General features: G+C 67.7%; 21 protein-coding genes. 11 read left to right on the top strand and 10 right to left on the bottom strand.

Going from position 1 to position 22,396, the window contains the following annotated elements; translation table 11 throughout:
• The first annotated feature begins 17 nt into the window (after positions 1 to 17).
• On the top strand, positions 18 to 1,424 hold the full coding sequence (locus tag G3N96_RS13330) for an APC family permease (RefSeq protein ID WP_089427558.1): 1,407 nt from the start codon (positions 18 to 20) through the stop codon (positions 1,422 to 1,424).
• 71 nt (positions 1,425 to 1,495) lie between these two features.
• Positions 1,496 to 2,605, top strand: a complete 1,110-nt coding sequence (locus tag G3N96_RS13325; protein WP_206137501.1) for a P1 family peptidase — start codon at positions 1,496 to 1,498, stop codon at positions 2,603 to 2,605.
• Between the two features lie 147 nt (positions 2,606 to 2,752).
• On the opposite strand, the gene G3N96_RS13320 is transcribed toward G3N96_RS13325, so the two are convergent.
• Both G3N96_RS13320 and G3N96_RS13315 read right to left on the bottom strand, forming a co-directional pair.
• Positions 2,753 to 2,965, bottom strand: coding sequence for a hypothetical protein (locus G3N96_RS13320; RefSeq protein ID WP_206137500.1), 213 nt, complete (start codon positions 2,963 to 2,965; stop codon positions 2,753 to 2,755).
• Between the two features lie 137 nt (positions 2,966 to 3,102).
• Positions 3,103 to 5,286 (bottom strand): FUSC family protein, encoded by a 2,184-nt coding sequence (locus G3N96_RS13315; protein WP_206137499.1) that lies wholly within the window; start codon positions 5,284 to 5,286, stop codon positions 3,103 to 3,105.
• Positions 5,287 to 5,487: 201 nt separating this feature from the next.
• On the opposite strand from G3N96_RS13315, the gene G3N96_RS13310 reads away from it, so the two are divergent.
• Positions 5,488 to 6,435, top strand: a complete 948-nt coding sequence (locus G3N96_RS13310) for a LysR family transcriptional regulator (RefSeq protein ID WP_089427555.1) — start codon at positions 5,488 to 5,490, stop codon at positions 6,433 to 6,435.
• A gap of 124 nt (positions 6,436 to 6,559) precedes the next feature.
• On the opposite strand, the gene G3N96_RS13305 is transcribed toward G3N96_RS13310, so the two are convergent.
• Both G3N96_RS13305 and G3N96_RS13300 read right to left on the bottom strand, forming a co-directional pair.
• On the bottom strand, positions 6,560 to 6,862 hold the full coding sequence (locus G3N96_RS13305; RefSeq protein ID WP_206137498.1) for a DUF4148 domain-containing protein: 303 nt from the start codon (positions 6,860 to 6,862) through the stop codon (positions 6,560 to 6,562).
• Between the two features lie 216 nt (positions 6,863 to 7,078).
• Positions 7,079 to 8,221, bottom strand: coding sequence for a porin (locus G3N96_RS13300; protein ID WP_206137497.1), 1,143 nt, complete (start codon positions 8,219 to 8,221; stop codon positions 7,079 to 7,081).
• 398 nt (positions 8,222 to 8,619) lie between these two features.
• Here G3N96_RS13300 and G3N96_RS13295 point away from each other — a divergent pair, with 398 nt between their 5' ends.
• On the top strand, positions 8,620 to 9,954 hold the full coding sequence (locus G3N96_RS13295) for a chloride channel protein (protein WP_206137496.1): 1,335 nt from the start codon (positions 8,620 to 8,622) through the stop codon (positions 9,952 to 9,954).
• A 156-nt stretch (positions 9,955 to 10,110) separates the two neighbouring features.
• Here the strand turns inward: G3N96_RS13295 and G3N96_RS13290 are convergent, their stop codons facing one another.
• The 4 genes from G3N96_RS13290 to G3N96_RS13275 all read right to left on the bottom strand — a co-directional run bounded on the left by G3N96_RS13290 (position 10,111) and on the right by G3N96_RS13275 (position 14,216).
• On the bottom strand, positions 10,111 to 11,436 hold the full coding sequence (locus G3N96_RS13290) for an MFS transporter (protein ID WP_124577907.1): 1,326 nt from the start codon (positions 11,434 to 11,436) through the stop codon (positions 10,111 to 10,113).
• Between the two features lie 222 nt (positions 11,437 to 11,658).
• Positions 11,659 to 12,591, bottom strand: a complete 933-nt coding sequence (locus tag G3N96_RS13285; RefSeq protein ID WP_124577909.1) for a 3-keto-5-aminohexanoate cleavage protein — start codon at positions 12,589 to 12,591, stop codon at positions 11,659 to 11,661.
• 35 nt (positions 12,592 to 12,626) lie between these two features.
• Complete coding sequence (locus G3N96_RS13280) at positions 12,627 to 13,433, bottom strand: SDR family oxidoreductase (protein ID WP_206137495.1); 807 nt, start codon at positions 13,431 to 13,433, stop codon at positions 12,627 to 12,629.
• Positions 13,434 to 13,505: 72 nt separating this feature from the next.
• Entirely contained in the window at positions 13,506 to 14,216 is a 711-nt protein-coding gene (locus G3N96_RS13275; RefSeq protein WP_124577913.1) for a GntR family transcriptional regulator, read from the bottom strand.
• 238 nt (positions 14,217 to 14,454) lie between these two features.
• On the opposite strand from G3N96_RS13275, the gene G3N96_RS13270 reads away from it, so the two are divergent.
• Both G3N96_RS13270 and G3N96_RS13265 read left to right on the top strand, forming a co-directional pair.
• The gene (locus G3N96_RS13270) at positions 14,455 to 15,000 is read left to right on the top strand and encodes a type VI secretion system amidase effector protein Tae4 (RefSeq protein WP_241022621.1); all 546 of its coding nucleotides are present in this window, start codon (positions 14,455 to 14,457) and stop codon (positions 14,998 to 15,000) included.
• Positions 14,997 to 15,449, top strand: coding sequence for a type VI secretion system amidase immunity protein Tai4 (locus G3N96_RS13265; RefSeq protein ID WP_206137494.1), 453 nt, complete (start codon positions 14,997 to 14,999; stop codon positions 15,447 to 15,449). Before G3N96_RS13270 ends, G3N96_RS13265 begins: the two co-directional genes overlap by 4 nt.
• Positions 15,450 to 15,503: 54 nt before the next feature.
• Here the strand turns inward: G3N96_RS13265 and G3N96_RS13260 are convergent, their stop codons facing one another.
• Positions 15,504 to 16,295 (bottom strand): IclR family transcriptional regulator, encoded by a 792-nt coding sequence (locus G3N96_RS13260; RefSeq protein ID WP_124577915.1) that lies wholly within the window; start codon positions 16,293 to 16,295, stop codon positions 15,504 to 15,506.
• Between the two features lie 160 nt (positions 16,296 to 16,455).
• On the opposite strand from G3N96_RS13260, the gene G3N96_RS13255 reads away from it, so the two are divergent.
• The 5 genes from G3N96_RS13255 to G3N96_RS13235 all read left to right on the top strand — a co-directional run bounded on the left by G3N96_RS13255 (position 16,456) and on the right by G3N96_RS13235 (position 20,847).
• Entirely contained in the window at positions 16,456 to 17,232 is a 777-nt protein-coding gene (locus G3N96_RS13255) for an ABC transporter substrate-binding protein (RefSeq protein ID WP_206137493.1), read from the top strand.
• An 88-nt stretch (positions 17,233 to 17,320) separates the two neighbouring features.
• On the top strand, positions 17,321 to 17,977 hold the full coding sequence (locus G3N96_RS13250; RefSeq protein ID WP_124577919.1) for an amino acid ABC transporter permease: 657 nt from the start codon (positions 17,321 to 17,323) through the stop codon (positions 17,975 to 17,977).
• Positions 17,974 to 18,729 carry an amino acid ABC transporter ATP-binding protein gene (locus tag G3N96_RS13245; protein ID WP_206137492.1) on the top strand — a complete coding sequence of 252 codons (756 nt, stop codon included), beginning with the start codon at positions 17,974 to 17,976 and terminating at the stop codon, positions 18,727 to 18,729. Before G3N96_RS13250 ends, G3N96_RS13245 begins: the two co-directional genes overlap by 4 nt.
• Complete coding sequence (locus tag G3N96_RS13240) at positions 18,726 to 20,036, top strand: FAD-binding oxidoreductase (protein ID WP_206137491.1); 1,311 nt, start codon at positions 18,726 to 18,728, stop codon at positions 20,034 to 20,036. The genes G3N96_RS13245 and G3N96_RS13240 overlap by 4 nt, the downstream gene beginning before the upstream one ends.
• 79 nt (positions 20,037 to 20,115) lie before the next feature.
• Entirely contained in the window at positions 20,116 to 20,847 is a 732-nt protein-coding gene (locus G3N96_RS13235) for a class I SAM-dependent methyltransferase (RefSeq protein ID WP_206137490.1), read from the top strand.
• Positions 20,848 to 20,881: 34 nt separating this feature from the next.
• Here G3N96_RS13235 and G3N96_RS13230 read toward each other — a convergent pair whose 3' ends face one another.
• Complete coding sequence (locus G3N96_RS13230) at positions 20,882 to 22,303, bottom strand: cytochrome c peroxidase (RefSeq protein WP_206137489.1); 1,422 nt, start codon at positions 22,301 to 22,303, stop codon at positions 20,882 to 20,884.
• Positions 22,304 to 22,396 lie beyond the last annotated feature (93 nt).

Raw genomic sequence — 22,396 nt, 5'->3', positions numbered from 1 at the left:
AAGCACAGGAGAACGAAATGGCGATGATGTCGGAATCGACGGGCACGCTGCAAGCGGCGCCTGCAACGGAAGACGCGCCGCGCGCGCTGTCGCAGACGCTCAGCGTGCGCGATGCGGTGATGATCACCGTGTCGGGCGTGACGCCCGCGAGCTCGATCTTCGTGATCGCGCCGTTCGCGATCCAGCAGGCCGGCAGCGGCGCCGTGCTGTCGTTCCTGCTCGGCGGCGTGCTCGCGCTGGCGTTCGCGCTCTGCTATGCGGAGCTGAGCGCCGCGCACCGCAGCGCGGGCGGCGAGTACGTGATGGCCAAGCGCGTGTTCGGCACGCTGCCCGGCTACCTGACCTTCATCACGGTGCTGTCCGTCAGCGTGTTCATCCCGGCCGTGCTCGCGAGCGGCGCCGCGCCCTACCTGAACAACGCGCTCGGCACGCATTTCAGCAACCAGTCGGTCGCGCTGACGATCGTGCTGCTCAGCTACCTGCTCGGCATGCTGAACATCAAGACGAACGCGTGGATCACGGGCGCGTTTCTCGTCGTCGAGATCGGCGTGCTGATGCTGATCGCGGGCCTCGGCTTCGGGTCGCCGCATCGCGGCGCCGACGCGCTGATCGCACCGGTCGTCGCGAGCGGCAACGCGCTCGTGCCGGCGACGCTGGCCGCGATCGTCCCGGCGATCGGCACGGCGATCTTCTGCTACAACGGCTTCGGCTCAGCCGCCTATCTCGCGGAAGACCTGCGCGGCGGCAACCGCAATGTCGCGAAGGCGGTGATCTACTCGCTGCTCGTGATCCTCGTCGTCGAACTCATTCCGCTCACCGCGATCGTGCTCGGTGCGCCGTCGCTGACGGAGCTGACGAAGAGCGCTGATCCGATCGGCTATGTCGTGCGTTCGCTGAGCAACCCGGCCGTGTCGCGCGTGGTCAGCGGCGGGATCTTCCTGTCGGTGTTCAACGCGATCATCGCGATCGTGATCACGATGGGCCGGCTGCTGTACAGCAGCGGCCGGCACGCGCTCTGGTCGCGCACCTGCAACCGCGCGTTCTCGACGATCCATCCGCGCTTCGAATCGCCGTGGCTTGCCACGATCGCGCTCGCGGTACCGTCGGCGGGGCTCGTGTTCGTGTCGAGCCTCGACGAACTGACCGCGTTCACGGTCGACCTGCTGCTGCTGATCTATCTGGTCGTCGGGCTGGCCGCGCTCGCGAGCCGCTTCGTGCGCCGTGACGTCGAGCATCATTACCGGATGCCGTTGTGGCCCGTGACGCCGCTCGTCGCGGTAATCGGCGCGGCCTATACGCTCTACACGACGCTGGCGACTGCCACGAAGCCGACCGACCTGATCATCATTGCCGGGTTGCTGGTCGCCGCGCTCGTGATGTATGCGGTCTGGGCGCGCCACAGCGAAGCTTTCCGCACGCTCTGAGCGGCGGATCAAAGCTTGCCGTATCGAAACACTGACACACCGAACCATTGAAAGACTGGAGGAATTGCATCATGCGCACGAGGGATCTCGGCATCCGCATCGGACTCGGCACGCCGGGCCGCTTCAACGCGATCACGGACGTTCCGGGCGTGCGGGTCGGACATTGCACGCTGAACGTCGAGAACGGCGACGCGTCGATCCGCACCGGCGTCACCGTCATCGAGCCGCGCGCGGGCGCCGCGCACGATTCGCCGTGCTTCGCGGGCGTGCACGTGCTGAACGGCAACGGCGACGCGACGGGGCTCGAATGGATCCGCGAGGCCGGCCTGCTGACCACGCCGATCGCTTATACGAACACGCACAGCGTCGGCGCGGTGCGCGATGCGCTCATCGCGAACGAGCGCGAAGCGGCGGCCGGCCGCGTGTACTGGTGCATGCCGGTCGTGATGGAAACCTATGACGGGCTGCTGAACGATATCTGGGGCCAGCACGTGAGCGCCGCGCATGTGCAGCGCGCGCTGGCCGCCGCGCAGTCGGGGCCGGTTGTCGAAGGCGGCGTGGGCGGCGGCACGGGGATGATCTGCCACGAGTTCAAGGGCGGCATCGGCACCGCGTCGCGCGTGCTCGCGGCCGGCGCGGGCGGGTGGACCGTCGGCGCGCTCGTGCAGGCGAACTACGGCGTACGTGAAATGCTGCGCGTGGCCGGCTACCCGGTCGGCGAAGTGCTGCGCCACGTGCCTTCGCCGTTCCGCGCGCCGGACGCGCAAGGCGAGGCCGGGATGGGCTCGATCGTCGTGACGATCGCGACCGACGCGCCGTTGCTGCCGCACCAGTGCACGCGTCTGGCCCAGCGCGCGAGCGTCGGGCTGGCGCGTGTCGGCGGCGGCACGGAGGATTCGAGCGGCGACATTTTCCTTGCGTTTGCAACCGGCAACGACGGCCTGCCGGCGGCGAACTACGGCAGCAAGGGCGCGCCGACCACCGGCGTGAAGATGGTCAACAACGACCATATTTCCGCGCTGTTCGTCGCGGCGGCGGAAGCGGTGGAGGAAGCGATCGTGAATGCGCTCGTCGCGGGCGGCGACGTCGAGTCGCGCGGCGCGCGGGTCGAAGGGCTGGGGCAGGCGCGCTTGCTGGATGCGTTGCGCGAAGTGGGCTGGCGGCCGGGGCGCGGCGCCTGAAACGGCATGCGCCGCTTCAATCGAAGCGGCGCGAAGGGGAGCGGCGATGCGGCGATCGGCCGGGCCGCGATCGGCCGGGCCGCCGCTCGCCCGCGCAAGCGATGCTGCGGGCGGTCCGGGCCTGGCCGTGACGACGCGGCGTCATGCTCAGCTGCCGAAGTAGATGTTGCAGAAGCTGACGGGGCCGACACACGCGTTCGGGTCTTCCTGCTTCGATTGCGAACGATCGACACGGCCGGCGGCCTTCACGGCTTCAGCGCGGTTCGCCGGTTGCTGTGCGACGTCTGCCGGTGCCGGCTGTGCGTGAGCAACAGCAGCGGCGAGCGACAGGGCAACGAGGGCGAGGTGCAGCGGCTTCATTTAGGTTTCTCCTGGGTGGGTGCCAGTCTCGCTGGCAGTGAGGAAACTATAGGCTCGCACTGCTTAAAGATTAATCACCGCGGCTGTAGAGCTTATTTCCATCCGGAACAAGGATCCCGTTGCGCGCGCATCGATCGTCAATGGCGATGCCGGTTGAATGGCGCATCCTTGTCGAGCAGCGCGCTGCGCATGAAGTGCAGGCAGCCGACGATGCGCTGCATCCGGTGCCGCTCGTCGGGCACCGCATACCACGCCTGCAGCGTGTGCTGCGCCGCGCGGATCGCCAGGTTCACCGATTTCAGCGTGCGCGCGTGGTGGCCGGGCGTCGGGTCGTCGAAGAAGCGCGGCAACTCGTGCAGCACCGCGTCGATCGAGCCGGTCCAGCGCAGTGTTTGCGGCGGTTTCGATGCGCGGAACGCGTTCAGTTCGTCGCGCAGGTCGATCACCGCGTGGCCGACCTCGAGCGTCGACAGCATCCAGCGCAGCGCGTCGCGATGCTGCCGCGTGCGCCGCACGAGCAGCGTGCGCAGTTGCGCCATCAGGTCGTGCGTGCTCGACTGGAAGCGCTGCGCGAGGCGCTCCGTCGGCCCTTCGCACGCCAGCGTGACCTGGCGGCGCAGGTCGTGCGCGATGCGGCCCGTGAGCCACGGCATGTGGGTGGGGAACACGACCGCGAACACGAGCGAGCACGCGAGCATCGCGACGACGATCGCCAGCCCGTTGTTGATCAGCACCTCGGGCGCATAGGCGATCACGTTGTCGGGCCCCGCGAGCAGGCAGAAGAACACCGCGAAGCCGATCCCGTAGCCGGACAAGCCCGGCCGCATCGCGAGAAACGCGCCGAGGCCGAGCACCGGCGCGAGCGCGGCGCACAGCAGCGGGAAGCCCTCGATGTTCGGATACACGTAGCACAGGAACACGTAGCCGACGGCGGTCGCGAACGCCGCGCCGACGCTCATCTGCGCGACGAACTTCGGCGCGCGCGGCGACGTCGAGCTGAGCGCGCACGCAATCGCGGTGGCGATCACGGCGAGCGGGCCGCTCGGCCATTCGGACGCAAGCCAGAACGCGCTCATCGCGCCGACGGCGACGATCGTGCGCAGGAACGCGAACCCGACGAAGAACGAATTCGTCTTCACCGCGTAATGCGTGACCGAGCGTTCGAACGCGTGATCGTCCTGGTCGAGCGACGCATAGGTGTCGGCGTAGCCGAGATATTCGCCGATGAAGCGGTAGAGCAGCTCGATCGCGGTATCGAAGTCGAGCAGGCCGCCGGCCGCGTGTTCCTCGATGGTTCGCCGCGATGCCCGCGCGGCTTTCGGCAACGCGCTGTGGAAGCGGCGCAGTTCGAGCAGTGCGCCGGTGGCCGGCGCGATGCCGCGCTGCCGCTCGTCGCGCAGCGCGGCGAAGCGTTGCGCGAGCGCGTCGACGTGCGGCGCCAGCGCATCGAGCACCGCGTCCGAGCCATTGGCGCGCAGTCGCTTGACGAGCTGGTGCAGCGCATGCAGCCGCGTGCACGCGTTCATGAACTCGCTGTTCAGCCGCGCGAGGCGACGGCTGCGCGCGCGAATGTGCGGATCCTCGAACGACGCGAACGCGCGGTTGGCCTCGAAGCCGACGATGTCGTCGACGAAATCGGCGAAGCGCCGTTCGAAATCGCCGCGGGCGACGTCGCCCGCGAGCGCGCCGGCCGTGAACGCCGCGAACGTCGTGTGGCGGGTGCCCAGCGAACGCATCAGCGCCTTCGCGGAGCTGAGCGGCAGGATCAGCGCGCTGACCGCGCCCGAGCATGCGATGCCGAGCGCGACTTCCGCGGCGCGGGTGAGCGCGGACTGGAACAGCGTCTGCGGGGTCATCACGGACGGCAGGCCGATCAGCGCGGCCGTATAGCCGGCGAGCACGAAGCCGTACCAGCGGAAGTGGCGGTTGCGCACCGCGAGTGCGATGCAGGTGCCGATCCACAGCGTGATGCCGGCCATGTACAGCTCGGGCTGCTGCGCGAACAGCCCGCCGAGCGCGAGCGCGGCGACGAGGCCGGCCGCCGTGCCGAGCACGCGGTAGAAACTCTTCGCGAACACCATCCCCGACAGCGGCTGCATCAACACGAACACGGTCGTCATCGCCGTGCGCGGCTGCGACATCTCCAGGCGCATCGCGATGCCCATCGCGAGAAGCGCCGCGAACACGGTTTTCGCGAGGTGCAGCCAGATCAGCCCGTCGCTCGCGGCCCAGTCGCGTGCCGCGGCGCCGAGTGGATCGAGCCAGGTTCTCCATCGTGCCGGTTCGATGGAAGGACGCTCGATCACAGGTTGTGGCTTCATGAAAAGAGGGGGGGCGGTACGGGGCCGGGCACGGTGCGCGGCGCGTCCGAACGGGTCCGTTCGACTGTTGAGGCGCCGATTGTAGGAGTGCGGCGCCCGCGCATTAACGCAGCTGCGGGGAAACGATAGTTGCAGCCGGAGTAACAATCTGTCGCATCCGGTGGAGGAAAATAGCGGCTCCGCTACAGGTTGCTCACAGGAATGGATACCCTACAAAACATGCGGGTGTTTTCGCGCGTCGTCGAGACGGGCAGTTTCACCGCTGCCGCGCAATCGCTGAATTCGACGACGGGCGCGATGTCGCGCGCGGTGTCGGAACTCGAGGCGCGCCTGCGCACCCGCCTGATGAATCGTTCGACGCGCCGTCTCGCGCTCACGTCGGCCGGCGAAAGCTATCTGCGCCGCTGCCGCCAGATCCTCGCCGACGTCGACCGCGCGGAAGAAGAGGCGAGCTGCGCGCACGAACGGCCGGCCGGCGTGCTGCGCATGCACAGCTTCGCGAGCGTCGGTCATCACTATGTATTGCCTGCGCTGACGCGCTATCACGCGCAGTTCCCGGACGTGTCGATCGAACTGTCGTTGTCGCAGCGCATGCCGGACCTGTTCGACGGCACGAGCGACATGGCCGTCGTGACCGCGTCGTCGCTGCCCGATTCGGAACTCGTGTCGCACCTGCTCGGCTCGACCTTCAGCATCCTGTGCGCGTCGCCCGACTACGTGAAACGCCACGGCGCGCCGGTACGCCCGCAGGATCTCGCCGCGCATGCGTGCCTGACGCTGTGCACGCCGGCGTTCCCGACGCACGAATGGGTGCTCGAAGGGCCGGAAGGCGTCGAGCAGATCCACGTCGCGGGGCCGGTGCAGACCAATACGGCCGAATCGCTTGCGCTTGCCATCCGCGACGGCATCGGGATTGGCATGCTGCCGCTGTACTCGGCGATCGACGCGCTGCGTGACGGTACGCTCGTCCGCGTGCTGCCCGCGCATATCCTGCAGAAGATGAACGTGTACGCGCTGTATCCGTCGCGCCGCTTCGTCGATGCGAAGGTGCGGACCTGGGTCGAGATGCTGCGGGCCCAGGTGCCGGGGATGATCGCGCGCGACGTCGAGATGCTGAACGCGATCGATCGCGAACCGCAAGCCGCCTGAGCGGCGGGTGCGCACCGGCGCATGGCCAAGCTGCCGGCGTATTCTCTTCGAGCCAATCGAGCGAACGCAACCGCGCCGCGCCTGCATGACATCGTTCACGCGGGCGCGGCGCTTCGTCATGCCGTTACAGTGCGGGCTTGGTCGCCACGCCCGATTCCGTCGCCGGTGCGCCGGCGTGGCCGTAGGCGGCCTGCGCTGCCTTCTGTTCCGCGAGACGCTTTTCGTGGAGTCGTTCCTGTGCCGCCATGATGTCGTCCGGATAGTTGTTGACTTCGCCGCGCGCCGGGTTGTAGCCGACCGACTCGAGATTGATCAGCTCCTGCAGCACTTGCGCGCGCGTGACGGGCGACCGGGCCGACTGGGCGAAGGACAGGGCCGGTGCAGCGAGCAGGACGGCAGCGGCGGCGGTTACGACGAGCGATTTCACGAGGTTCTCCTGGGGACGGGGTGGGTGGCCGGTTCGACGCGCGATGCGTGACCCCGACCTTTGCAGGCAGTCTACGCAGCGCCCCCGCGCGTAAAAACCCCGATTCCAGGCAGGCTGCCTTCCAGATGGCACAACATTGATGGAGGCCGCCCGCGGCCGGCGAACCCGCGTGCGAACACAGGTTCGTGGCCGCCGGGCGGCGAGGCGTCGCGCCCGTCAGAAGCGCGTGCGCATGCCGATCGTGCCGACGATCTGGTTCGCCGTGCTCGATGCGCCGCCCGAGCCGTTGATGAACGCCTGGTAGCCGCGGCCCGCTGCGTGCTGATACATCGCTTCCGCGTAGACGTCCGTGCGGCGCGACAGCTTGTAGACGGCCTGCAGGTCGACCTGATGCCATTTCGGATCGGTGCCGTGCTTGCCGTCGGGGTTCGACACGCTGGCGTCCGTGTACACGTAGGCCGCGCCGACGCTGACGGCCGGCGTCACCGCATAGCGCACGTTCACGTCGTAGTTGTTGAACGCGACCTGGCCGGTCGAGCCGAACGAGCCCGTGTTGTCGTACTGCGAACGCGTATAGACGAAGCCGACGGTGGCCGGGCCGAACCCGTAGCTGATGCCGCCGCCGTACGAACGCATGCGGTCCGAGCCGATCGACCAGCCGCCCTGGTTCAGGCTCTTCGCTTCGGCCACGTCGGTCGCGCCGGGGCTCGCGCTCGTCGAGCCCTTCGTGCCGTTCATCTGCAGATAGGCGCCGGCCAGCTTCAGCGGGCCGTTCGTGTAGCTTGCGGCGACGCTGTACGCGCGGTTCGCGCCGAAGTTGGTCGCGTTCGAGAACGCGACCATCGCGCCGACCTTGAAGCCCGCATAGGTGTCGCTCGTGTACTTGACCGCGTTGTTGATGCGCAGCGAGTGGTTCAGGTTGTCGTTGTCGAACGGGTGCGCGAAGCTCGCGTCGCCGAAATCGCCGGCCGTGGCCGACAGCGGCGCGACGAAGTCGACCATCGTGTCGTACTGGCGGCCGAGCGTCAGCGTGCCAATGCCGCTCTGGCTCAGGCCGACGTACGCGTGGCGGCCGAACAGCTTGCCGTCCTGCCCGAGCCCGCCGTTGTTCACGTTGAAGCCGTTCTCGAGCACGAACAGCGCCTTCAGGCCGCCGCCGAGATCCTCGGTGCCGCGAAACCCGACGCGGCTGCCGTTGACGGTGCCGCTGTTCAGGCGCCACAGCGACGCACCGTTGGCGTTGTTGGTATAGACGATGCCGGCGTCGATCAGGCCGTACAGCGTGACCGAACTCTGTGCGTGAGCGAGCGGAGTGAACAGGGCGGCGAGGCATGCGCCGGCGATGAGGGTTTTTTTCAAGTCAGGGCTCCTGCGTGTGGGACTGGGAACGAAAGTTCGGCGCAAGTGTAGGGGCGCCTCGCGCGCGCAAGGCCGCCCGGGCCGCGAGCGCACCTTTCCGGATCCGGCAAGAGTCCTTCACAAAACTGACACGATGTGCCGCGCGCGCGTGACGCTGGCGGTTCTTGCGGGGTCGCACGCGGGCGGCAGCCGTTCGTCGAGGCGCGCCTGTCGCGTCGTTGCAACATGCACGGCGTGCGGTACGGCGGTTGATCGGCCCGTCCGAGATCGTATATTCGCAAAACGCATCAGTCGATTCGAAAAATACGTTTGTCTCATGATGGGCCTCGGCCTACGATGCGGTCCTGACGGCGGCGCGCGTGTTGCGCGCCGTCTTTTCGAATCCATTCGCCGACCCCATGCGCCCCGATCTCCCGTCCGCCCCCGCATCCTCCTCGCCGGCCGCCAGCCCGTTCGCGCGCGTGGCCGTCGTCACGATCCTGACCGGCGTCGGCGCGGGCCTCGGCGGCATGCTGCTCGCGCTGCTGCTGCATGCGATCCAGCACGTCGCGTACGGCTACAGCGTCGCGCACGTGATCGGCCCCGAGAGCTTCCTCACCGGCGTGACCGGCGCCGATCCGTTGCGCCGCCTCGCGGTGCTGATCGTCTGCGGGATCGTCGCCGGCGGCGGCTGGTGGGCGTTGTACCGGTATGGCCGGCCGCTCGTCAGCATCCGCCGCGCGGTGCGTGCAGCCGATCCGCGGATGCCGGTCGTCAGCACGACGGTTCACGCGCTGCTGCAGATCGTCACCGTCGCGCTCGGCTCGCCGCTCGGCCGCGAAGTCGCGCCGCGCGAGATCGGTTCGCTGCTTGCCGGGCGGCTTGCGCATGCGGCGGGGCTCACGCCCGACGACTGCCGGCTGATGGTCGCGTGCGGTGCCGGTGCGGGCCTCGCGGCCGTCTATAACGTGCCGCTCGGCGGCGCGATCTTCGTGCTCGAAGTGCTGCTCGGCACGTTCGAACTGCGTGCGCTGGTCGTGGCGGTCGCGACGTCGGCGATCGCCGCGGCCGTTGCGTGGATCGGCCTCGGCAACGAACACCAGTACACGGTGCCGCCGTTCGTGCTGAGCACGCCGCTGGTGGCGTGGTCGATCGTCTGCGGTCCGCTGTTCGGCCTTGCCGCGTACGGCTTCGTGCGGCTCACCACACGTGCCCGGGCGAACGCGCCGAAAGACGGGCGGTTGCCCGTGCTCGCACTGATCAACTTCGCGATGATCGGCGTGCTCGCGATGGGGTTTCCGTCATTGCTCGGCAACGGCAAGGGCCCGGCGTCGCTGGGCTTCGACGGCACGCTGACGATCGGCCTCGCCGCTGTGCTGCTCGTGCTGAAGGTGCTGATCGAGGCCGGCAGCCTGCGGGCGGGTGCGGAAGGGGGCCTGCTGACACCGGGCCTCGCGAACGGCGCACTGCTCGGCGTCGTGCTCGGCGGGCTGTGGAGCCTTGTATGGCCGGGCGCGTCGATCGGCGGATGCGCACTGATCGGTGCGACCGCGTTTCTCGCCGCGTCGATGCAGATGCCGATCACGGCGGTCGTGCTGCTGCTCGAATTCACGCGCGCGGATCACGACAGCCTCGTGCCGATGCTGCTTGCGGTGGCCGGTTCGCTCGTCGCGTACCGGTTCGCGCAGCGGCTGGCCGAGCGGAGGGCGAGTGAGGTGGCGCCTGTGAATACGTCGGCGACGGCGGCGCGTTGATTCGCCGATCCATCGAGATTCGCGACCCGCGTGGCGACACGCATATCGCCTCGTCGAGCGGCTGCCCGATCGCCGCGACAATGCATCTGTTCTGATCGCATGAAGCGAGATGCGGCGGGTCAGGCCGCCTCTCGCCGGCTTGATACCAACGCGCCTTCAGCCGCGCGACCGCATGTCGGCGCGCTCGTGTCCGTGCCGCAACGCGAGGCTGGCGAACGCCGCGATGACGAGCGCGGCCGCCAGCAGCGTCAACCCGTTCTTCGCATTGCCGGTGGCCTGTTCGATCGCACCGACGACGGTCGGTCCGACGAAACCGCCGAGCAACCCGCACGTATTCACCAGTCCGAGTCCGCCGGCCAGAGCGTTACCGGCGAGCCGCGACGCGGGAAACGTGAAGACGATCGACTGAACGACGAAGAACATGAAGGCGGCCACGCATACGCACAGGAGCCCCGCGGCAGGCGACGCATGCGCGGCGCCGACCATCCCGGCCGCCATCACGACCAGCCCCGCACACAGCATCCGGCGCGAATGCCGCGACTCGCGCGCAAAGCGCGGCAGCGTGGCGGCGCCGCACGCGGCGGCGAGCCAGGGCAGCGCGGTCAACAACCCGACCGCGAACGGCGAGAAGCGTCCCGATGCGCCGATGATGCCCGGCAGGAAGAAAATCACCGTGTAGATGGTCAACTGGTGGCAGAAGTACACGAAGATCGCGAGCCAGATCTGCGGATCGCGCAGCGCGGCGCCGAACGCATGGCCGCCGTGCGCGCCGACGCCCGCATCCTGCTCGGCGGCCAGCGTGCGTTCGAGTGCACGCCCGGTTTCCGGGGAGAGCCACGGCGCGGTGCTCGGACGATCCGGCAGCCGTGTCCACACGACGAATGCGAGCAGGATCGCCGGAATGCCTTCGACGACGAACAGCCATTGCCAGCCGTGGAAGCCGAGCGTGCCGTCGAGCTCGATCAGCGCGCCGGCCAGCGGCCCGCCGACGATGTTCGCGATGCACACGCCCAGCAGGAAATAGCCGGTTGCGCGCGCACGCTCCTCGCGGCCGAACCAGTACGTCAGGTACAGCATCACGCCGGGAAACAGGCCGGCTTCGGCGGCCCCGAGCAGCAGGCGCATCACGTAGAACGACGTCTCGCCGCTGACGAACGCCATCGCGACCGACAGTGCCCCCCACGTGATCATGATCCGCGTGATCCAGAAGCGCGCGCCGACGCGATGCATGATCAGGTTGCTCGGAATTTCGAAGAGCGCATAGGTCAGGAAGAACAGCCCCGCGCCGAGCCCGTACGCGGCCGACGAAATGCCGAGATCGACCCCCATCGAATGTTTGGCGAACGCGATGTTGGTGCGGTCGAGGAAGCTGATCACATACGCGGCGATCAGCAGCGGCAGGAGTTTGCGGAACAGCAGCCGGTTCAGCGACGCGCTCGCGTCGCCGGCGGAAGACAGGGCCTGGGCGTGATGAGTGGACATGCGGACGACTCCGGTAAGGGCGAACCGGCGCGCACGGCAAGCACGGTGCGCCGCGTTCGGCAGATGCCGCTGCGAGGCATGCAGCGGATGGGCAGACGACGGAGCCGCGCCGGCAGCGCTCGAACGGAGCGGGGCGATGAGGGGCGTCCTGGCGCCGGCCGGCTCGGGCCGGCGCCTTGTCACTGCGCTTGCGGATTCTGGTGTTGGGGCGCTACCCGGCGATCAGAAATTCACCGCGTCGCCGCCCTTGAGCGCGAGCATCGTGCGCGCCTCGGCCGGTGTCGCGATCTCGAGCGACAGGCCCTCGAGCACCTGTCGCATTTTCAGGACCTGCGCGGCGCTCGATTCCGCGAGCGTGCCCGGCGCGATCCACAGCGAATCCTCGAGCCCGACGCGCACGTTCGCGCCCTGGGCCGCGCCGATCGTCGCGAGCGGAATCTGGTTGCGGCCGGCGCCGAGAATCGACCACACGTAATCGCCGCCGAACAGGCGGTCGGCCGTGCGGCGCATGTGCATCAGGTCTTCCGGGTGTGCGCCGATCCCGCCGAGCAGGCCGAACACGCTTTGCACGAAGAACGGTGGCTTCGCGAGCCCGCGGTCGACAAAATGCGCGAGGTTGTACAGGTGCGAGATGTCGTAGCACTCGAATTCGAAGCGCGTGCCGTTCGCCCCGCAGCGCGTGAGGATCGTTTCGATGTCGGCGAACGTGTTCTTGAACACGAGGTCGCGGCTCTTCTCGAGATGTTCGCGTTCCCACGGATGCTTCAGCTCGCGAAAGCGCTCGAGCATCGGGTACAGCCCGAAGTTCATCGAGCCCATGTTCAGCGATGCGACTTCGGGTTGGAAATGCAGGGCAGGCTGGAGGCGTTCGTCGACCGTCATGTGCGGGCTGCCGCCCGACGTGAGGTTGATCACCGCGTCGGTTCGCGCCTTGATGCGCGGCAGGAATTCGGCGAACACGGCCGGATCCTGGGTCGGCTTGCCGTCGGACGGATTGCGTGCGTGGAGATGCAGGATCGCTGCGCCGGCCTCGGCCGCCGCGACGGCGGCGGTTTCGATCTCGTGCGGCGTGACAGGCAGGTACGGCGACATCGACGGCGTATGGATCGCGCCGGTCGGCGCACAGGTGATGATGACTTTGCGAGCGTTGGCCACGGATGGATTCCTTTCGGTGAACGATGCAGGATGCGTCAGAGCACTTCGACGTTGCCGCAGACGGAGATCGCTTGGCCCGTGATCCCGTGCCCGCCCGGCGAACACAGGAACAGCGCGGTCGCGGCGATCTCGGCCGGATCGGTCATGCGCCGCAGCGAGATCTTCTCGAGATAGCGCGTCTCCATTTCGTCGTAACCGATCCCGAGCTGCTGCGCACGTGCCTGGATCACGCGGCGCATCCGCGGGCCGCGCACGATGCCGGGTTGAATGGCGTTCACGCGAATGCCGAGCGGGCCGAGTTCGATCGCGAGGCTCTTCACGAGGCCGACCACGGCCCATTTGGTTGCCGCATACGGCGTGCGGAACGCGTAACCGAGCCGGCCTGCGACCGACGACAGCGCGATGATCGCGCCGCCGTGTTTCGCGTCGCGCAGCAGCGGCACCGCGTGGCGCGCGAACTGGAATTGCGCGGTCAGGTTGATCGCGACGGTTTGTTCCCACTGCACCGGGTCGATTTCGTCGATGCCGCCGGTCGGACCAGCGATGCCGGCATTGTTGACGAGCACGTCGAGGCCGCCGAGCGTGGCCGATACGTCGGCGAACACGCGTTCGACGGCGGCCGGGTCGGAGACGTCGGCCAGCGTCGCGCTGATCGCGCAGGCTCCGGCGCGCGGCGGCCGGTCGGCGAGCGCTGCAATCGCGGCGTGCGACGCGTCGCATACATGCACGTGTGCGCCGCATTCGGCGAAGGCGTTCGCGATTTCAAGACCGATGCCCGATGCGCCGCCCGTCACGAGGACGCGCAGGCCGTCATAGGGTTTCAGCAGGTCGGAAGCTGTCATGCCAGATTGTCTCCATCGTTGATGTAGTCGGATCGCGGACGCTCGCGACCGGGCGCCCGCGGCAGGCGGCCGCTACGGCTTCGCGTTCACGGTCCGCGGGGTCTGTTCCGCCCGCAGCGTCTCGGCGAGATCGTGTGCCGCGCCGCCGATGTCGAGCGCGATGCCTGCGCGCACGCCCGCGCCGTCGCGCCGTTCGAGCGCATCGACGATGGCGCGGTGCGCATCCATCGAGCGCCGCATGTGCGGGATGTCGAGCGCGACCATGTTGAGGAAGGGGCCGACGCGCATCCACAGGTTCTCGACGATCGCGAGCGTGCTGTCGCTTGCGCCGTGCGCGTAGATCGCGCTGTGGAACGCGAAATTGCTTTGCAGGTAAGCGCGCGAGCGGCCTGCCTCGACGTGCGCCTGCATCGTCTCGCAGGTCTTGCGCACGGCCGCGATCTGCGCGCCGCTCATGCGTGCGCACGCGCGTTCGGCGATGCAGCCTTCGAGTGCGATCCGCACGTCGCGCAACTCGTCGAGCATGTCGAGCGTCATCGGCGGCACGACGAGCGCACGATTCGGGCCGTCGACCAGCGCGCGCTCGGCGTGCAGACGGGTGAGTGCGGCGCGCACGGGCATCGTCGACGAGCCGACCGCCTCGGCGACGCTGCGCAGGCTCAGCGCCTGGCCGGGCGCGAAACGGCCGCTCATCAGCGCTTCGCGCAGTTGCTGGTAGACCTTGTCGGCCATCGTTTCCTGTTCAACGGCTTTCAGTGCGGGCGTGACGATACGAGGCGCCAAGACGGGGTTCTCCGAGGTTTGATCTGTGATGTGTGATCACACTTGCGATGTGCGAAGTGTTGACGATCGAAGGCATCGAGTCAAGGCGAACGGGATCGGGGAAAACGCGGAGGAGGGTGTGTGGAGCGGCTGGCGGGACGGGTTGAGTCTTACAAATTACTTTCGTCTCGCGCAGGATGACGTGCTGGCTCGAGGGGCTCGCGGGAATTCGGGAACGTTGGTCAGTTGCGATTTTCCGATGTGCGCCCTCCAGCTGAATCCATTTCAACGACAAGGGGCTAAAGTGAACCGACCGTCATTTGCCGTCGCATGGGCGGCATCTCAGCGAATTTTCGATCCGGCGAACACCGGTGCGCGCGTTGCGAAAGTCATTGGCGGATATGTCGAGAAGAACGTCAACAATCCAAGCCCGACAGAGCGATGGAGCAATACGTGCGCGGTGAGGATGAGTTATATCCTCGGCGAAGCCGGTATGGTGATGCCGCGGATCCCCGGGCAAACGGTATCGGGGGGAGACAATCGGCAATACTTCTTTCGTGTCCGGGACTTGATTCGCTTTCTCGAGCAACGGTGGGGGAAGGCAGACGGTGTCAAGTATCCGCCGTCAAACGGCGGGCCTCTGGCGGGGCGACAAGGTGTCATCCTGTTCGAGGTGTCGGGATGGAGTGACGCGCAGGGCCACGCCACGCTGTTCAATGGACGAACGTGTTACGACCATTGCTATTTCAACGAGCCGGGCGCGCGGTATCGTACCGATCGCGCAAATTTCTGGAGTCTGTCATGAGGAGAGCCTGGATCGCCGCCGTGTTGACGTGCATCGCGCTTCAACCTGCGATGGTGTCGGCGAACGATGCAGCGCAAGCATCGCCCGAAGCCGGCTCACGGACCAACCTTCAGAACTTCAAGGACATGGTGCTCGCGGAGTGCCTGGCTACCGCGTACGAGCAGGAGCCAGGCGTGGGCAAGGATATCGGCAGCAGCACCAGCGCGTTGCGCGACTGGACCTACTACGACATGGAGCGTGCACCGGATGTCATTCACGCGCTGGTGGCGAAGTATCTTGGTCGCGACTACCGGAATCCGGTTGTCGAACCGGAAGTCCGGGACGTGAAATTCGACTTCCTGAAGTGCGTCGACCTGTACCACGGCAAGGAACTGGATAGCGTCGCGAAGCAGCTCGTGTTCCGCCCCAACCGGACTTATCGGAGCGAGACTTCGCGGAAGTTGCGGTAGCAATCAGATGCCGTTGCGCAATGCAACGGCGTACCGTCTGCCATGCCACGCGTGCTACTCGAGCGTCCGGATCGAATTGCTGATGCCGCGCGCGCAGTCGATCACGGCCGGCGCGAGCTTGCGGCGCGCGTCGTCGAACGTCCAGCGGCTCGTCGGCGCCACCACGTGCACGGCGGCCACCGGCTGCCCCTGGCTGCCGAGCACGGGCGCGGCAATCGACATGTCGCCGATGAACAGCTCCTCCTGGTTCGTGGCATAGCCTTCGAGCCGCGCGCTGTCGAGCAGCGCGACGAGTTCGTCGAGCGCCGTGACCGTGCGCGGCGTGTGCGGCGCACGCGCCATGCCGTCGAGACGCGCGCGCGCGTCGGCGGGCGGCAGTGCGCTCAGGAATGCACGGCCGGAACCGGTGCAATACATCGGGATGCGGCTGCCTATCGGCATATGGATCGGCACGAACTTCGTCGACACGAAACGCGCGACGTACACCATCTCGTCCTCGTCCGGCTCGGTGAGGTTGGTGGTTTCGCCGGTCAGGTTAGTGAGTTCGGACAGGAACGGATTCGCCACGTCGATCAGCGTATCGGCCGCGAGATAGTTGAAGCCGATCCGCATCACGTGCGGCGTGAGCTGGTAGCGCCGCGTCACCGGATGCTTGCGGATGTAGCCGAGCTTCTCGAGCGTATAGACCATCCGCTGCGCCGAGCTTTTCGTCATGCCGGCCGCGTCGGCGACTTCCGCCAGCGTCATCGTGCGCCGCTTCGCGCTGAACGCGCGCAACACGTTCAGCCCTTTCTCCAGCGACTGGTTGAACAGCAGGTCGTTTGACTGATCGGGCGACGTTTCCATGGCAAGGGGCCGAATCGATTCGATATCACATCATATCGTATCGCATATCGATACGTAAAAATCTTTTTGCGATATTTTTGATTCGTTTTAAGATGGGGTCATCGTCGCAGTGTCGATCCGCGACCGGCCGGCGCACCGAAGTATTCGAGAAGGAGACACCATGGTTTCGTTCATCAAGCGGTTCGGCGCACTGGCCGCCGGTTTCGCCACCTGCATCGCGCTCACCACGGCACCGGCCGGCGCCGGCGCGGCCGAGCCTACGCTGAAGGTCGGCGCGACGGCCACCGGCGTGCCGTTCACGTTTCTCGACGTCAAGAGCAATTCGATCCAGGGGATGATGGTCGATGCGATCACCGCGGCCGGGAAGTCGGCCGGGTTCCGCGTCGACGTGCAGCAGACCGTGTTCTCGGCGCTGATCCCGTCGCTCACCACGCAGAAGATCGACATCATCTCGGCCGCGATGCTGAAAACGCCGGCGCGCCAGCAGGTCGTCGACTTCTCCGACACGGTCTATACGTTCGGCGAAGGCCTGATCGTGAAGGCGGACGACCTGGGCCGCTATACGTCGATGGACGACTTCAAGGGGCAGGTGGTCGGCGCGCAGGTCGGTACGGCGTTCGTCGACGCACTCAACAAGAAGGGCATCTTCAAGGAAGTCCGGACCTACGATTCGATCGCCGACATCATGCGCGACGTCGCGCTCGGCCGCATCAAGGCCGGCTTCGCCGACCAGCCGATCGTCGCGTATCAGATCGAACACGGCGTCAACCGCCAGGTCCGGCTCGTGCCCGAATACCAGAGCGTCGTGAAGGGGCAGGTCTGCTTCATCGTGCGCAAGGGCGACACGGCGACGCTCGAGCAGCTCAACGGCGCGATCCGGAAAATGAAAGGCGACGGCACGCTGCAGCAGATCCTGCAGAAGTGGCACATGAGCTGAGCGCGCGCCCGGAATTCCCGAGCGGTATCGCCCGCGCATCGCGGGCATCCACCGCGACGTGCCGCCGGGCCGTCGTATGGGAGATCTCATGTTTTTTCAGAACGCGATCGATTTCCTGCCGATCCTGCTGAAGGGGGCGGTGGTCACAATCGAGATCACGGCATGCGCGTTCGTGCTCAGCTCGGTGCTCGGGCTGATCCTCGCATTGCTGAAGGTGTCGCCCAACCGTGCCGTGTCGACGGTGGGGAGCACGATCGTCAACGTGATCCGCGGCCTGCCGATCATCGTGCAGCTGTTCTACATGTACTTCGTGTTGCCCGATCTCGGCATCCAGCTGTCGGCATTCCAGGCCGGGGTGCTCGGTCTCGGCATCGCGTATTCGGCCTACCAGGCGGAAAACTTCCGCGCGGGCATCGAGGCGATCGACCGTGGCCAGATCGAAGCCGCGCACGCGATCGGCATGCGCGGGCCGATGATCATGCGGCGCGTCGTGCTGCCGCAGGCGTTCCGGATCGCGCTGCCGCCTTACGGCAACACGCTGGTGATGCTGCTGAAGGATTCATCGGTCGCGTCGACGATCACGGTCGCGGAGATCACGCGCGCCGGCCAGCTGATCGCGTCGTCGACGTTCCAGAACATGAGCGTCTATACGCTCGTCGCGTTGCTGTATCTCGCGCTCGGCCTGCCGCTGATGTTCGGCGTGAACCGGCTCGGCAAGCGGCTCTCGCTGAGGAGAAGCGCATGATCCGGATCGATGCGATACACAAGCGCTTTCAGCAACACGCGGTGCTGAAGGGCGTCAGCCTCGATGTGCGGCAAGGTGAGGTCGTGTGCCTGATCGGGCCGTCCGGCTCGGGCAAGTCGACCGTGCTGCGCTGTATCAACGGCTTCGAGACTTACGACGAAGGATCGATCACGATCGACGGCGTGAAGGTCGACGCGCATTCGAAACGGATCCACGAGCTGCGGATGCGGGTCGGCATGGTGTTCCAGCGCTTCAACCTGTTCTCGCATCGCACGGCGCTCGAGAACGTGATGGAGGGGCCGGTCCACGTGCGGCGCACGCCGGCCGCGCAAGCGCGCGAGCAGGCCCGCGCGCTGCTCGACAAGGTCGGGCTCGCGCACCGGATGAATGCGTACCCGGCCGAGCTGTCGGGCGGCCAGCAGCAGCGCGTCGCGATCGCACGGGCGCTCGCGATGGAGCCGCAGGCGATCCTGTTCGACGAACCGACGTCGGCGCTCGATCCCGAACTCGTCGGCGAAGTGCTCGGCGTGATGCGCGGCCTCGCGCGCGACGGCATGACCATGGTGGTCGTCACGCACGAAATGGCATTCGCGCGCGAGGTGGCCGATCGCGTGTGTTTCCTGCACGACGGCACCATCTGCGAAAGCGGATCCGCGCGCGACGTGCTCACGCAGCCGAAGCATCCCCGCACGCAGGAATTCCTGCGTCGACTGCTGGCGTCGGACGACGCCGCCAACCCGGATCGAACATGAGTGCAAGGAACACGGCACCCGGATGGCCCGACGCCCAGTGGCCGGATTCGCTGTGGGCGGCGACCGCCGCGCCGGCGCCCGAGACACCCGCGCTCGACGCTTCCGCGTCGTGCGACGTGGCGATCGTCGGTGCCGGCTTTACGGGCCTGTCGACCGCGCTTCACCTGGCCGAACGCGGCGTGAACGTGCGCGTGATCGACGGCGCGCAGCCGGGCTGGGGCGCGTCCGGCCGCAACGGCGGGCAAGTGATCCCCGGCCTGAAATACGACCCCGACGAATTGATCCGCCGGTTCGGCGACGAAGCCGGCGAGCAGCTTGCCGCCGTGGTCGGTGGTGCGGCCGACACGGTATTCGACCTGATCGCGCGGCACGCGATCGACTGCGATGCGCGACGCCACGGCTGGATCCAGCCGGCGCCGACTGCCGCGATGCTCGACACGGTCGCCCGGCGTGCGCAGCAATGGGCCGCGCGCGGCGCACCGGTCGAACTGCTCGGTCGCGACGAGGTCGCGCGCCGGCTCGGCACGCATGCGTACGCGGGCGGCTGGATCGATCGCCGCGCGGGCAGCGTGCAGCCGCTCAGCTATACGCGCGGCCTCGTGCGTGCCGCGCAGGCGAGCGGGGCGGTCGTGCACGGGCTGACGCGCGCCGTCGGGCTGACGCGTGCCGACGGCCGCTGGCAGGTCGCGACGGCTGGCGGCGCGACGGTATCGGCGGACCGCGTCGTGATCGCGACCAACGGGTACACGGACGGGCTGTGGCCGGGCTTGCGCCAGTCGGTGATCGCCGCGAACAGCTTCATCGTCGCGACGCAACCGCTCGCGCCGGAACTCGGTCGCGACATCCTCGCCGGCGGCGAGGTCGCATCGGATGCACGGCGCCTGCTGCTGTACTTCCGGCGGGATGCTGCGGGACGCCTGCTGATGGGCGGCCGCGGCCCGTTCGCGGAACCGCGTGCGACGAGCGACTGGCGCCATCTCGAGCGTGCGACGACGCTGCTGTATCCGCAACTGAAGGGGGTCCGGTTCGAGTACCGCTGGGCCGGGCGTGTCGCGATCACCGCGGATTTCATGCCCCACGTGCACGAGCCCGCGCCGGGCGTGACGATCGCGCTCGGCTACAACGGGCGCGGCATCGCGATGGCGACGACGCTCGGCAAGCATCTGGCCGCGCACCTGTCGGGCGATGCGCAACTGCCGCTGCCGTTCCGGCGCACGCCGATCCGGCCCATTCCGTTTCACGGGCTGCAGCGCTTCTACATCGCGGCCGGCGTGGCCTGGTATCGGCTGCTCGACAGCCTGTCGTGAGGCAGGCGAGACGTCGAGTCGCCACCCGCCGGCGGATCAGGCAGAATCGGCTCCCCCAGTTTCCATCGACGGAGTCCGCGTGACCGATCCGAACGAACCACCCGGCCGCCAGGCATACGCGAGCTTCGCGCAACGCTACGCCGACATCGCGCCGACGAAGGCGCACAACGCGCTCTACGAACGTCCGGCAACGATGGCGCTGCTGGGCGACGTCGCCGGCCTGGCGGTGCTCGACGCCGGCTGCGGGCCCGGCATCTGCAGCGAACACCTCGCACGCCAGGGCGCGACGGTGCATGCGTTCGACGTCACGCCGGAGATGGTCGCGCTCGCGAGAACGCGCTGCGAGGGCCTCGCGGTCGACATCGTGGAGGGCGATCTGGAGGGGCCGCTCACGTGGTTGCCCGACGAAGCGTTCGACAAGATCGTCTGTTCGCTCGCGTTCGACTACGTGCGCGACCTTGCGCCGGCGCTGCGCGAATTCCGGCGGGTCGCACGGCCGGGCGCCACGCTCGTGTTTTCGATGGCGCATCCGATGCGCGACTGGATGGACGAACGCACGCGCGGCGAGGGCACCTATTTCGATACGTCCCGCTTCGGCTTCCACTGGTCGGGTTTCGGCGAACCGAAACCCTATGTCGAAGCATGGCGGCGGCCGCTCGCCGACATCCTGAACGCCGTGGCCGACAGCGGCTGGCAGCTCGACCGGTTCGTCGAGCCGAAGCCGCTGCCGGAGATGAAGGCCGCCTCGGAGCGGCTTCATGCGGAGCTGTCGCTGGCCCCGGCGTTCCTCTGCATCCGCGCGCGCCGCTGACACGACACGACGCGGCGCGGCGGTCATCCCGCACTCAATGCTGCACCGGCTCGTCGTTCAGCGTGCCGAGGAATGCTTCGATATCCTTGATGTCCTGCGCCGTCATCGCGGGCTGGTCACCCGGCTTGCGATCGAACGGCGCATCGGTCACGTCGACGTTCGCGCGATACTTCGGCGGGATGTCGTCGTACTCGTCGACCTTGCCGTCCGCGCCGCGCGAATAGAACTTCTGCGGCGAGATGCTGCGCTCGTTGTAGAACGCCATCACCTGGTCGAGCGTGTGGAATACGCCGTTGTGGAAGAACACGTGGCGCGTCGCCGCGTTGCGCAGCGTCGGCGTCAGGAACATCCCGCAATACTGGGTCTGGTCCTTCAGGTCGTCGCGGAACGGCCCGCACACGCCGAGATCGTGGAACGCCGGGTTGCGGTTCTGCGCCAGTTCCTTGTTGCGCGGCGCGCCGAGCGCCTCGTACTGGTAGTCGGTCAACATCGGCGGCAGCCCGTCCTTGCCGGGTTTCGACAGGTGGCAGCCCGCGCAATTCGCCTTGTCCGGATCGTTGAACAGGCGCAGCCCGCGCAGTTCGGCCTGCGTGAAGCGTGCACGGCCTTCGAGCCAGCGGTCGTACTTGCTGTTGTACGGATGGAACGACGGATCTTCCACCTGGTAGCGCGCGATCGCGAACATCGCCTCCGACACCGCGAGCTGCGGGCTGTCGAACACGCGCGGGCCGAACAGTTGCTCGAGCTGCGCGCGGTGCGACGACTGCTTGAGCTTGCGCGCGACGTCGTCGACGCTCGCGTTTGCCATCTCGACCGGATTCAGCAGCGGGCCGAACGCCTGTTGCTGCAGCGTATCGGCGCGGCCATCCCAGAACAACCCGCCCTGCGGCACGAGTTGCGGCGCGGCCGACGTGCCGGCCACCTTCTGCGCCTTGACGACACCGGCCGCGGATGCAGCCTGCTGCGCGACGCTCGGCGCGGCGTCGTTTTCACCGGCATCGGGGCCGATGCTGAAGTTCGGCTGGCGGTACAGGTACATCAGCGACGGCGGCGGGCGATAGCCCTGCTGCGTCATCGCGAGGCCGCCCGGCTGCACGTCGAGCGCATTCGGCGGGCCATACGCATGATCGGGGCTGTGGCACGACGCGCACGACTGCTTGCCCGACGCGGACAGCGACGGATCGGCGAACAGCGCGCGGCCGAGCTGCGCGACCGCCGACAGCGGTTGCGCGGCGGGCCGCTGCAGCACGACCGGATGCGGGTTCGCGCCCGTCCAGTCGGCGACGACGGTGCCGATCGCCGCGGGCACCTGCGCGGGGAACGCGATCGCGAACGCGCCGTAGCCGAGCACGGCGGCGCCGATCACGAACGCCGCGCGGCGCAGCAGGCGGGAAGGGGCGCGCGGCGCGGGCGTGCCGGCGGCATCGGGAGACGGAAACGCGGGGCGGGCTGTCATGCTGTCGGTCGAAAAACGGGCGCCGCACGAAGCGACGCGTTGAAATGGAAACGGCCGGCGCTTACTGCGCCGGCCATGCGGTCACGACGTACC

Origin of the sequence: Burkholderia sp. Se-20373 (assembly GCF_017104705.1) — a bacterium.
Classification (GTDB): domain Bacteria; phylum Pseudomonadota; class Gammaproteobacteria; order Burkholderiales; family Burkholderiaceae; genus Burkholderia.
The sequence above is the reverse complement of the archived record's forward strand: the minus strand, read 5'-3'. Positions and strand labels throughout refer to the sequence as shown.